This window comes from Sphingopyxis sp., assembly GCF_035250425.1.
In the GTDB taxonomy this organism is placed as follows: domain Bacteria; phylum Pseudomonadota; class Alphaproteobacteria; order Sphingomonadales; family Sphingomonadaceae; genus Sphingopyxis.
In genome coordinates this window covers 1-11,955 of record NZ_DATFFD010000146.1, presented here as the reverse complement: position 1 = coordinate 11,955, position 11,955 = coordinate 1, and the positions used below count along the sequence as shown (strand labels likewise).

Genomic DNA, 11,955 nt, shown 5'->3' with positions numbered 1-11,955 from the left:
TCGACCGCACCGCGAAGCGGATCGAGGATATCGTCCGTAAGGTTCCCGGCGTCGCCTCGGCGCTCGCCGAGCGGCTGACCGGCGGGCGTTATATCGATGTCGACATCGATCGCGCCGCAGCGGGGCGATACGGGCTCAACGTCGCCGACGTACAATCCCTTGTCGGCGGCGTCATCGGCGGCGAGACGATCGGCCAGACGGTCGAGGGGCTGGCGCGCTATCCGATCAGCGTGCGTTATCCCCGCGAGCTTCGCGACAGCCTGGGCAAGCTCGAAAACCTGCCGATCCTCACCCCCTCGCGCCAGCAGATCACGCTTGGCACGGTGGCGGCGGTCCGGATCAGCGACGGACCGCCGATGCTGCGCAGCGAGAATGGCCGACCGGTGACCTGGATTTATGTCGATGGCCGCGACCGCGACCTCCAGCGACTGGTGCGGGACATCCAGCAAGCGGTCGCGCGCGACGTCAAATTGCCGCCGGGGATCAGCATCTCCTACACCGGCCAGTTCGAATTCCTCGTGCGCGCGGCCGAGCGGATGAAGATCGTCGTGCCGGTCACGCTCGCGATCATCCTCGTCCTGCTCTATCTGACCTTTCGCCGCTGGGACGAGGCGCTGCTGATCATGGCGACGCTGCCTTTCGCGCTCACCGGCGGGCTGTGGCTGCTCTATCTGCTCGGCTACAACCAGTCGGTGGCGAGCGCGGTCGGCTTCATTGCGCTGGCGGGCGTCGCGGCGGAGTTTGGGGTGGTGATGCTCATCTATCTCAAGCACGCGCTCGCAGCACGCGGCGACGGCCCGATCGAGGACGCGGTTCGCGATGGAGCGCTGCTCCGGGTCCGGCCCAAGGCAATGACCGTCGCGGTCATACTCGCGGGCCTGTTCCCGATCCTCATCGGAACCGGCACCGGATCCGAGGTGATGAGCCGGATCGCCGCGCCGATGGTCGGCGGGATGATCACCGCACCGCTCTTGTCGATGTTCATTATCCCCGCCGCCTATCTGATGATGCGGCGGCGCTGGCCCGAACGACCAACGTTGAAAACCGAAGAGACGTGATATGAAAGCAAGGAGAAACGACATGAAGACGAAGTCCATATTGGCTGCGAGCGCGGTCGTGCTGATGGCCGTAGGCGCCTGCAGCCCGGAGGCCGACAAACAGCAGACCCCCGCCCCCAAGGAAACGACCGCAGCCGCTCCGGCTTCGGTGCAGCATGGAAAAGGAGAAGGAAAAATCACCGCGATCGATACAGCCAAGGGGACCGTCACGCTCGATCATGGCGAAATCGCCGCGCTGCAATGGCCGCCGATGACGATGGGCTTCGAGGCCCCGGCGGACTTGCTCAAGGGCCTCAAGGTCGGCGACCGCGTTGCATTCGAACTCGACTGGGATGGCGCCAAGGGGCGCATCACGCGGATCGAGGCGCTTCCTGCCTCGTGACCCGCACCGACCGATGCGCGGCGCGTCAGTTTCGCGCGGCGCCGCGCATCGGCCCGAGCGTCTGGATGATCTTGCAGTCGCCGACCTTTCCGAGGCGGCAGCCGCCGATGATGCGCGCGAGTTCGTCGCGCATCTGGGAGAGGTCGGCGATCTTGCGCTCGATGGTCGCGAGATGGCTGCTCGCGACCGCATCGACGGCGCCGCACGGCTGGTCGCGGTCGTCGGCGAGCGCGAGAAGCTCGCGAACCTCCTCGAGCGAAAATCCGAGATCGCGGGCGCGGCGAATGAAGGACAAGCGCTCGAGATCGCCGGTTCCGTAGGAGCGATAATTGCCGCCGGTCCGCGCCGGAGGCGCGAGCAGGCCCGCGACTTCATAATAGCGGATCGTTTCGACCTTGGTGTCGGTCGCGCGCGCCAACTCTCCGATTTTCATCGCTTGACCCTATAGTTGCTAGAGGGTGCATATAGAGCGCCGACTCGCGAAGGGAAAGGATGACGGTATGAGCGATTGCGGCTGCGAAGCGGACGAAAAGCGCGCGGGCGTCGACCCCGCCTATCGGCGCGCGCTCTGGATTGTCGTCCTTCTCAACCTCGGCTTCGGCGTGATCGAGCTGGCTGGCGGCTTCCTCGCGCGGTCACAGGCGCTCAAGGCCGATTCGCTCGATTTCATCGGCGATGGATCGATCACCCTCGTCGGACTGATCGCGCTTGGCTGGTCGGCAGTCGCGCGCAGCCGAACCGCGCTGGTCCAGGGCTGTTTCCTCGCCCTGCTCGGTGTCGGGGTTATTGGCACCGCGATCTGGCGCAGCTTTCACGCCATCCCGCCCGAGGCCCACCTGATGGGCGGCATTGGCGTCGTCGCCCTGCTCGTCAACATCGCGGCGGCGCTCGTGCTCAGCCGCTTTCGCAACGAAGGCGACGCAACGGCCCGCGCGATCTGGCTCTTTTCGCGCAATGATGCGCTGGCCAATGTCGCCGTCATCGTTGCGGCCGGGCTTGTTGCCATAACCGGCGCCGCCTGGCCCGACCTGCTCGTCGCTGGCGTCATCGCACTGCTGTTCCTCCATTCGGCCTATGACATCATCCGCGACGCGCTGCGCGAACTCGCATCGCACAAGCCGGGTGAGGCGGCGCTATGACCGAGGCGCAATATACGCCGCCACTGGGTACGGGCGACACGGCAGACTATGACCGGGCCATCCGGCGCTGGACTCGCGAAATGCGCTGGCGCGGCGCCATGCTCGAACTGCTCGCCGCGCGCGCGGGTGAGACCATCCTCGATATCGGCTGCGGCACGGGCAGCTTCGCGGTCATGCTGAAGGCGGCGTCGCCCGATGCCGTGGTCATCGGCATCGATCCGGACGCGGAAGCGCTGTCGATCGCCCGCGACAAGGCGCAATCGGCCAGCGTGTCGATCGAATGGCGCCAGGGATTTGCCCGCGATCTCGAAGCCGCTGCCGCCGATGCCGTCGTGTCGAGCCTGATGTTTCATCAGGTCCCCATGGCCGAGAAACGCGCCGGCCTTGCCGCGATGCACGCCGCGCTGCGTCCGGGAGGCCGCTTACTCGTTGCCGATTATGGCAAACAGGCGAGCCTGATGCGGTTCCTGTTTCGGCAGACGATCCAGCGGCTCGACGGTGTCGAGGATACGCAGCCCAACGCCGACGGCATGCTGCCGGGTCTGATGGCGGAAGCGGGTTTTGACGATGTGCGCGAGGCGCGCCACGTTCATACCGCGACCGGGACCATCACGCTGTTTCTGGCAAGGCGCCGCTAGGCCATGTCCGCTACAGCTGCCCTTCAAGCTCAGCCAGCCGCCATGCGATCCCGTTCCGAGCGCGGTCGCGTGCCGTCCCGCCTCGAAGTTCCACTTGACCCTGTAGCTGCTACAGGGTGCACAAGCGTGACCGAATCGAAAGGCAGGGGACGATCGATGAGCAGCGAGATTCGGCACACCGCGATGGGGTTGATCGCGGAGGAGATGGGGCGATACCGCGCCAGTCGCCGGATCATGGATGACGCCGCAGCGTGGCAGGCGCTCGAACGCGCGCACATATTGGCGCAGTCCTATTTCACGCCGCATCTGATATCGCATTGGCATATGCTCGATTTCGCGTTGAGCTTGCGCGACTGGCGCGAAGCGGCGGGGCAATTGTTCCGCCTCGCTCTCGTCCCTCTGGGGTCGCTCACCCGCCGCTTGCCGACGGGGAATACCGGGCGCGCCAGGATCAGCGCGTTCCGGCCAATGCCGGTGCCGCCCGATCTGGCGGCCCGGCTAGCGCCGCGCGACAATTCGGCCCGGCATGGATAAGGTGGGGCTATGTCTGGCGCGATGATGCGGATGCTGATGATCCTGGCCGTGCTGCTTTGCAGCATGCACCTCGCCGAGTCCGCTTCCGCTCATGCGTCGGACGATGCTCCAGCCTTCCATATCGGATCCGACGATCGCGAGAAGGACACGCGCGAGCCAGCATCAAAAATTGCCCATGGCAGCCATCATTGCCCGGTGGCGCCCGACCAGTGGGCCGCGGCTCCCGATCTCGTTCCTGCGCTCAAGAAGGTTCAGGTCTTCGCCGCATCATTTGCGGCGCTGCCGTCACGCGCGTCGCCGCCCTTGCTCGACCCACCGCTCGCCTGACGATCTCACAGCGCCTGCTGCCCTTGTTGCGGCGGCGGTTTCTCCGATCAATCAGGATAGAATATTATGTACAGGTTCGTTGCTGCCTTCATGGCAGCCACATCATGTGTCACCATAGCGCAGGCGCAGGAGGGTGCGGAAAGCAGCCAGTCGCGACCGGCGCCGCTGCTCACCATCGACGAAGCGGTGGTCCTCGCAGGCGGAAGCGCTCCGGCGGCCGAAGCCGCCAGCGCCGAAGTCGATGCCGCCAAGGCTGCGCGACGCGTCGCCGGCCTGCGACCCAATCCCGCAATTGCGGTCGAGGTCGAGAATTTCGTGGGAACAGGCCCATACAATGGAATCAATGGTGCCGACGCGACGGTCAGTCTCGCTATTCCGCTCGAACTCGGCGGCAAGCGCCCGGCGCGCATCGCCGTCGCCGATGCGCAGGCGCGGCGGGCCCTTATCGCCCAAGCGATCGCACAGGCCGATATTCGTCAGCAGGTGAGCGAACTTTACATCGAAGCGGTCGCTGGCGAAGTCCGGCTCGCGATCGCCGAGGATCAGTTCCGGATCGCGACCGACACAGCGCGGGCCGCGGCCATCCGGGTCCAGGCGGGCCGCGCCTCGCCGCTCGAACAGGAACGGGCCGAGGTGTCGCGGCTTAAAGCCGAGGCCGGCGTCGATCAGACGCGCCGACTGGCGGAAGCCGCGCGGGTCAATCTGGCGCGCCGCGTCGGGCGTCCAACCCTCGGCCCTCTCGACATGACCGTTCTCGGGGCGCCCGCGGCGACGGTGATGGGTCCGCCGCGCCCTGCATCCGCGGCCGGCACTTTGGCATTGGCGGCGGCCGACGCCGATCTCGACACGGCCGATGCGGGCGTCCGGCTCGCGGCGGCGCAGCGGGTCCCCGACCTGACCGTCGGCCCCGGCGTTCGGCGCCTCGAGGCGACCAACGATGTGGCGGCGGTATTCACCATCTCGATGCCGCTGCCGTTGTTCAACAATGGCCGTGCCGCCGTAGATCAGGCGAATGCCATGCGGCGCCGCGCCGACGCCCAGCGCCGCATGACCGCGCTCGACGTCGAGCAACAGATCACCGATGCCGAAGTAGAGGCCGCGAATGCGGCGGCGGCGGCCCGCAACGCCAGCGGTCCGGCCCTTTCGTCGGCGATGGAGGCCGCCCGCATCGCGCGGATCGGCTACCGCGAGGGCAAGTTCGGACAGCTCGAACTGCTCGATGCCGAGCGGACATTGACCGAGATGCGCGTCGCGTCGATCGAAGCGCTTGTTTCCTATCAGCTCGCCAAGGCGCGGTTGGAACGCCTCACGGCTCCCGCGCCCACCGAAGGGAATTGAATCATGACATCCACGACATATCGTAAGCGCCTTCTCGTCGTCACTCTGCCGCTGCTGCTCGCGGCGTGCGGCAGCGGTGAAAGCGCCAAACAGGCGGAAGAGCATGGCGAAGAAGAAGGCGGTCACGCTGAGGAGGGACATGTCGCGCTCACAGCCGAGCAGATCAAGGTGGCAAGCATCGTGCTTGGCCGGCCGACTGTCGGCAGCGCCGGGGCGCTCCAGCTCCCCGCGACCATCGAGGGCGACCCGCAGGGAACGCAGGCGGTATCGGCGGCGATTGGCGGGCGGATCGTCGCGCTGAATCGCAACCTTGGTCAGAGCGTCGGTCGCGGCCAGACGCTCGCGATCATCGAAAGCCGCGAGGCGGCCCAGTTGCAGGGTGAGGTCGAAGCTTCGCGGGCCCGCCTCGCGCTCGCCAATTCCAATCTTGCGCGCGAGGAACGGCTGTTCGCTCAGCGCGTGTCGCCCGAGCAGGATGTGATCGCCGCGCGCACCGCCGCGACCGAAGCGCGCATCGCCAATCAGCTGGCGCGCCAGCAGGTGTCGGCAGCGGGCGGCGGCGGCGGCCAGCTCAACCGGATCGCGATTGCCGCGCCGATCTCGGGACAGGTGATTTCGCGCAGCGTCGTCCTTGGCCAGACGGTCGCCGCCGATGCCGAACTTTATCGCGTCGCCAATCTGTCGAGCGTGTCGTTGTCGCTCAACCTCCAGCCCGCGGATGCGGGGCGCATCCGTCCGGGCGCGACGGTCTCGGTCAGCGCCCCAGGGCGTCAGGCGACCGGCAAGGTGAGCTTCATCTCGCCGGCGCTCGATCCCGCGACGCGCCTTGTGCCGGCAATCGCGATCCTCGACAATCGTGCTGGCCAGTGGCGCGTCGGCGAAGCGGTGACCGCCTCGGTCGCGCTCGCCGGCGATAGCAGCGACAGCATGATCAGCGTTCCCGCCGCTGCCGTGCAGACGGTCGAGGGCAAAAATGTCGTGTTCGTGCGCACGAAGGATGGTTTCGTAGCTGTCCCCGTCGTGCTCGGGGACCGCGCGGGCACCAATGTGATCGTCCGATCGGGCCTCAAGGGTAGCGAGCAGATTGCCGTCGCCAATAGCTATGCGCTCAAGGCCGAACTCGGCAAGGGCGAAGCGGGCGAGGAGCATTAAGCCATGATCGCCCGCATCGTCACCTGGGCGGTCGACAAGCGTTGGCTTGTCGTCCTGCTCACCGCCATCGCCGCCATCGTCGGCGCGTCTGCCTTGTCGCGTCTGCCGATCGACGCGGTTCCCGACATCACCAACAACCAGATCCAGATCAACGTCCGCGCGCCGGCGCTTTCGCCAGAACTGGTGGAGAAACAGGTCGCCTTCCCGATAGAAACCGCCCTCGCCGGCATTCCGGGTCTCGACCATACAAGGTCGCTCAGCCGCAACGGATTTGCGCAGGTCACCGCTGTGTTCACCGATGCGACCGACATTTATTTCGCGCGCGCGCAGGTCGCCGAACGGCTGAACAGCGCCGAGGAGAATTTACCCCCGGGGGTCCAGCCCGAAATGGGGCCGATCGCGACCGGGCTCGGTGAAGTCTATATGTGGACGGTGCGCCTCGCCCACCGCAAGGACGACGTTCACAAGACCGGTGAGCCGGGCCTCCAGACCGACGGGAGCTACATCACGCCCGAGGGCGAGCGCCTGATCAGCGAGGCTGACAAGGCGACCTATCTGCGCACCACGCAGGACTGGATCGTCACGCCGCTACTCAAAAATGTTCCCGGGGTCGCGGGGATCGATGCGATTGGCGGCTATTCGAAGCAATATCTGGTTGTCCCCGACGTCCAGCGTCTCGCCGCGCTCGACCTCAGCCTCACCGATCTCGCCGAAGCGCTCGAACGCAACAATACGAGCATCGGCGCCGGCGTCGTCAACCGGAACGGCGAAGGGCTGGCGGTCCGGTCCGACGCGCTGGTTCGCGACGCCGCCGAGCTCTCGCGCGTGGTCGTTGCGACGCGCGCCGGGGTTCCGATCACTCTCGACCAGGTTGCGGCGGTTCGCACCGGCCAGGCGGTCCGCATGGGTTCCGCTTCGGAGAATGGCAGCGAGGTCGTTGTCGGCACCGCAGTCATGCGCATCGGCGAAAACAGCCGGACCGTCGCGACCGCGGTCGCCGACCGACTGGGGGAGATCAACGCATCGCTGCCGGCCGATGTTGTCGTCCAGCCGGTGCTCGACCGCACCAAGCTCGTCAATTCGACGATCTGGACGGTCGGCAAGAATCTCACCGAGGGCGCGCTGCTGGTCATCGTCGTCCTCTTCCTGCTGCTCGGCAATTTCCGTGCAGCGCTGATCGCGGCGCTGGTCATTCCGATCACCATGCTGCTGACCAGCTTCGGGATGCTGCGCACCGGCGTTTCGGCGAACCTGATGAGCCTCGGCGCGCTCGATTTCGGCCTCATCGTCGACGGCGCGGTCATCATCGTCGAAAACGCGCTGCGGCGGATGGCTGAACATCAGCATCGCGAAGGCCGGGTGCTTACGACCGGCGAGCGGCTCGCCACGGTCGCGGCGGCCGCCCGCGAGATGATCCGGCCATCGGTCTATGGCCAGGCGATCATCATCCTCGTCTATGTCCCACTGCTCACCTTGAGCGGGGTCGAGGGCAAGACCTTCATTCCGATGGCGCTCACCGTGATCATGGCGCTCGCCTTCGCCTTTGTGCTTTCGCTCACCTTCATACCCGCCGCCATCGCGATCTGGCTCTCGAAACGAGTCGAGGAGAAAGAGGGACGGATCATGGGCTGGCTCAAGCAGCGCTATGAGCCCGGGCTCGACAAGGCGATGAAAAGGCCCTCGCTCACATTGGGGGCGGGTATCGGCGGCTTCGTCGTCGCGATCGCGGCGTTCCTGTCGCTCGGGCAGGTGTTCCTTCCGCAGCTCGACGAAGGCGATCTCCTGATCCAGGCGTTTCGCATTCCCTCGACCTCGGTCGAGCAAAGCCAGGCGATGCAGGTCCCAATCGAACAAATGCTGTCGCGGCAGCCCGAGGTCGCGTTCGCCTTTTCGAAGACGGGAACCGCCGACCTCGCATCGGATCCGATGCCGCCTTATGCGACCGACAATTTCGTCATTCTGAAGCCGCGCAAGGAATGGCCCGATCCGAGCCTCACCAAGGCCGAGCTGGTCGAGCGCCTCGAGCGGGATCTGAACAAGTTCCCGGGCAATGCCTATGAAATCACCCAGCCGATCCAGATGCGCTTTAATGAGCTAATCGCGGGTGTGCGCGGCGACCTGGGGATCAAGGTCTTCGGCGACGACTTCGACGCGATGAACCGCACCGCGCGGCAGATCGCGGCGATCCTCGAGAGGACCGAGGGCGCGACCGATATCCGCGTCGAGGAAACCGAAGGCCTGTCGATGCTCGACATCAGGGTCAACCGCGACGCTATGGCGCGGCTCGGCGTCACTGCCCAGGATGTCCAGGATGTCGTGACCGCGACGATCGGCGGACGCGAAGCCGGCACGATCTACGAGGGCGACCGGCGCTTTCCTGTCGTGGTGCGGCTTTCGGACACGCAGCGCGCCGACCTCTCGGTCCTCGAACAGGTGCAGGTGCCGGTTGCGGGCGGGGCTTTTGTGCCGCTCGCGAGCGTTGCCGATATCCGCATCGCCGACGGACCGAACCAGATCAGCCGCGACAATGGCAAGCGGCGCGTGGTGGTGCAGGCCAATGTGCGAGGCCGCGCGGTCTCGGACGTCGTCGAGGATGCGCGCGCGGCGATCGCGAAGGATGTCCGCTTGCCGGCGGGCAGCTATCTTGAATGGGGCGGCCAGTTCGAAAATCTCGCCTCCGCTCGCGACCGGCTCCAGCTGGTGATCCCGGCCTGCTTCGTGCTGATCCTGCTGCTTCTCTATGGTGCGCTCGGTTCGGCGCGCGATGCGGCGATCGTGTTCACCGGCGTGCCGCTCGCACTGATCGGCGGGGTGCTGGCGCTGTTCCTGCGCGGAATGGACTTTTCCATCTCGGCGGCGGTCGGCTTCATTGCCCTCTCCGGCATCGCGGTCCTCAATGGTCTCGTGATGGTGTCGTCGATCCAGGAGCTTATGCGATCGGGCATGGCGCGCGCCGAAGCCGCGCGCCAAGGCGCACTGCAGCGGCTCCGCCCCGTGGTCATGACCGCGCTGGTTGCGAGCTTGGGCTTTGTGCCGATGGCGCTCGCGACGGGTGCCGGTGCCGAAGTTCAGAAACCGCTCGCGACGGTGGTCATCGGCGGACTGATTTCGGCGACGCTTTTGACCCTCTTCGTACTCCCGACGCTCTATGCGCGTTATGGAGGTGGAGGGCTACGGCGAGAAGAAAGGATCGACGATGGCGCACGCGCATAGTCATGATGGCGGAGGCCATTCCGGGCACGATCACACAGCGGGGGCGAACAGCCGAAGCCTGACGATCGCCCTGGCGCTGACGGGGACGTTCCTTGTCGCCGAACTGGTGGGGGCATGGCTGTTTAACAGCCTCGCCCTGTTATCCGACGCGGCGCATAGCCAAGCTCGCCGATCAGGCGGAGCTCATGATCGATCTGTTTCTGATAGGCAGGCGGCACGCCGCCCGGAAACATGCGCGCCGCGCCTTCTTCGGTGAGCTCGGCGAGCGCCTCCTGCGCCGTCCGCCCCGCCATCACTTCCTCATAGGGATATTGATAGCGGATCTCGCCGAGGTCGAAGCGACACGCCGCCGCGATGTCGGCGGTCGCCCGGATCGCATCGGGAAAGAGAGCGAAACGGCGCTCCATCTCGGCGGGCGATTTCAGGGCGCGATCCGTGAAGCGCTCGCGCTTGAACCCGAGCGCATCGACGGTTGTTTTCTCACGGATCGCGGTCAGCACATCCTGCAGCGGCCGGCGCTCGGGGGCATGGTATAGGATGTCGCCCATCGCCACGCAGCGCACGCCGACACTGCGGCCCAGCGCGTCGAGCGCGTGCAGCCGCGCGAAATCGCCGGGACGACGGCGGAACGAGAGCGCAAGATATGCGTCCGGGCCGAACAGTTCGCGCAGTTCGCCGAGATCGAGGCGGGTGCGCTCGTCGGCCGCGTCAGGGAGCAGAACCGCAACGAGTCCTTCGGCCCATGCCGCGACATCGGACCAATCGAGCCAGCAATTGGCCTTGCCGCCGCGCGCCTTGCCGAGCGAGAGCAACCGTGTCAGCCGCGACCAGGCGGCCCGGTCTTTGGGATAGAGCAGCAAGGAACGGCCATCGCGCAGATCGACGCGTGCGCCCGGGATCAGCCGGACGCCGGTCGCCTCCTGACCCGACAGGCCGCGCACCATGCCCGCAACGCTACCGCGGTCGCATAGCCCGAGCGCTGAATGTCCCATCAGCGCGGCAGCGGCGAATAATTCTTCGGGCGCCGAGGCACCGCGCAGGAAGGAAAAATGGCTGGTGACCTGAAGCTCGACATAGGTCGTGGCGGGAGCCGTCATCCGAACACGCCGTGCATATACCAGCTCAAATCGCCGGTATTGTCGTCGATCGCGTCACCGCGCCGAAAGAGCCAGAAGCGCTCGCCGTTCTCCGTCTCGACCCGGAAATAGTCGCGCACCGCCCACATTTCGCGGGTCGTTCGCCACCATTCGCCATAGATGCGCTCGGGGCCATCGCCCGCGACGACATGATAGCTCCGCCCGCGCCACGCGAAGCGGCGCGGCGGATGGTCGGGGAGCAGCGCAATGACGCCGGACAGCGCCTCGGGCCGCGCGAGCAAGCGGATCGGCCGGGGCCAGGCGGGCCAGCCGGCAGGCTCGGCAAGCGGGCCGGCGCGCACGATCGCGCGCTCGGGCACGTCGCTTTCGCGTCCCTCGAGCCTGAACAGCGCCGCCGCGCCGGCGCGCCCCGTGAGTTGGTCGACGAGCGGTGCGATATCGGGCGCCCGCGACCCGGCATCGAGCGCGGAGACAATTGCCTCTGGCGCGAGCTCCTCGACCTGCGGGGCCGCGAGCGCCATCGCCTCGATCCCGAGTCCCGGCTCGATCCTGTCGATGCGCAGCTTGAACAGGCGGACCAAATGCTTCGCATCGCGCGTCGCGCGTGCCGTGCCCACCGCCACCAGCTGTTCGCGCGCATCGACGCGCTCGCAGCGGAGGACCGCAGCACGTACCCCCAGCCCGCGCTTTTCGAGATCGGCGACCAGATCGGCGGCGAGATCGGTGATCACTTGTTCAATCGCCTCGGCGGTCGCGATCGGCTCGATAAGCCGGCGCGACACGAGGGGCGTCTCGAATGGCACGACGGATACGATCGGCTCGGGCAAAAAGCCGCGGGCCTGGTCGAGCCGCTCGACCGTATCGCGCCCGAGACGCCGCGCGAGCGGGCCACGCGGCATGGGATAAAGATCGGCGATCCGCTCAATCCCGAAGCGCGCGGCCGAAGTCAGCGCCTCGGGCGCGAGACGAAGCGCGTGCAGCGGCAGCTCGCCCAGCGCCTCGGTCTCCTTCCCTTCCGGCAGGATCAGAGCCGCGCCGCCGCCAAAGCGCGCGAGCGCGTGTGCGGCGCCCGGCGTG

The 11,955-nt window shown here is 66.7% G+C and carries 12 protein-coding genes; 9 read left to right on the top strand and 3 right to left on the bottom strand.

Translation table 11 applies throughout. The annotated features are described in order from the left end of the window. Both VJ811_RS08425 and VJ811_RS08420 read left to right on the top strand, forming a co-directional pair. Positions 1 to 1,058, top strand: a 1,058-nt coding sequence (locus VJ811_RS08425) for an efflux RND transporter permease subunit (protein WP_324071821.1), incomplete at its 5' end; no start/stop codon positions are given. A 22-nt stretch (positions 1,059 to 1,080) separates the two neighbouring features. After that, positions 1,081 to 1,440 (top strand): copper-binding protein, encoded by a 360-nt coding sequence (locus tag VJ811_RS08420; RefSeq protein WP_324071820.1) that lies wholly within the window; start codon positions 1,081 to 1,083, stop codon positions 1,438 to 1,440. Positions 1,441 to 1,465: 25 nt separating this feature from the next. Here VJ811_RS08420 and VJ811_RS08415 read toward each other — a convergent pair whose 3' ends face one another. Next, positions 1,466 to 1,873 (bottom strand): helix-turn-helix domain-containing protein, encoded by a 408-nt coding sequence (locus VJ811_RS08415; RefSeq protein ID WP_324071819.1) that lies wholly within the window; start codon positions 1,871 to 1,873, stop codon positions 1,466 to 1,468. Positions 1,874 to 1,940: 67 nt separating this feature from the next. On the opposite strand from VJ811_RS08415, the gene VJ811_RS08410 reads away from it, so the two are divergent. The 7 genes from VJ811_RS08410 (at position 1,941) to VJ811_RS08380 (ending at position 9,781) form a co-directional block, all read left to right on the top strand. Then, positions 1,941 to 2,579 carry a cation diffusion facilitator family transporter gene (locus tag VJ811_RS08410; protein ID WP_324071818.1) on the top strand — a complete coding sequence of 213 codons (639 nt, stop codon included), beginning with the start codon at positions 1,941 to 1,943 and terminating at the stop codon, positions 2,577 to 2,579. Next, complete coding sequence (locus tag VJ811_RS08405; RefSeq protein ID WP_324071817.1) at positions 2,576 to 3,217, top strand: class I SAM-dependent methyltransferase; 642 nt, start codon at positions 2,576 to 2,578, stop codon at positions 3,215 to 3,217. Before VJ811_RS08410 ends, VJ811_RS08405 begins: the two co-directional genes overlap by 4 nt. A gap of 156 nt (positions 3,218 to 3,373) precedes the next feature. Next, a complete protein-coding gene (locus VJ811_RS08400; protein WP_324071816.1) occupies positions 3,374 to 3,751 on the top strand; it encodes a DUF3703 domain-containing protein in 378 nt (125 codons plus the stop codon). 9 nt (positions 3,752 to 3,760) lie between these two features. Further along, positions 3,761 to 4,078, top strand: a complete 318-nt coding sequence (locus tag VJ811_RS08395; protein ID WP_324071814.1) for a hypothetical protein — start codon at positions 3,761 to 3,763, stop codon at positions 4,076 to 4,078. Positions 4,079 to 4,144: 66 nt separating this feature from the next. Beyond that, positions 4,145 to 5,416, top strand: a complete 1,272-nt coding sequence (locus VJ811_RS08390) for a TolC family protein (RefSeq protein WP_324071813.1) — start codon at positions 4,145 to 4,147, stop codon at positions 5,414 to 5,416. A gap of 3 nt (positions 5,417 to 5,419) precedes the next feature. Then, positions 5,420 to 6,568, top strand: a complete 1,149-nt coding sequence (locus VJ811_RS08385) for an efflux RND transporter periplasmic adaptor subunit (protein ID WP_324071812.1) — start codon at positions 5,420 to 5,422, stop codon at positions 6,566 to 6,568. Positions 6,569 to 6,571: 3 nt separating this feature from the next. Beyond that, positions 6,572 to 9,781: a CusA/CzcA family heavy metal efflux RND transporter gene (locus VJ811_RS08380; protein ID WP_324071811.1), complete on the top strand. Its 3,210-nt coding sequence runs from the start codon at positions 6,572 to 6,574 to the stop codon at positions 9,779 to 9,781. Between the two features lie 122 nt (positions 9,782 to 9,903). On the opposite strand, the gene VJ811_RS08370 is transcribed toward VJ811_RS08380, so the two are convergent. Both VJ811_RS08370 and VJ811_RS08365 read right to left on the bottom strand, forming a co-directional pair. Further along, positions 9,904 to 10,878: a PHP domain-containing protein gene (locus VJ811_RS08370; protein WP_324071810.1), complete on the bottom strand. Its 975-nt coding sequence runs from the start codon at positions 10,876 to 10,878 to the stop codon at positions 9,904 to 9,906. Next, the coding region (locus VJ811_RS08365) for a DUF6504 family protein (protein WP_324071809.1) at positions 10,875 to 11,955 on the bottom strand (1,081 nt) is incomplete at its 5' end. The genes VJ811_RS08365 and VJ811_RS08370, both read right to left, overlap by 4 nt.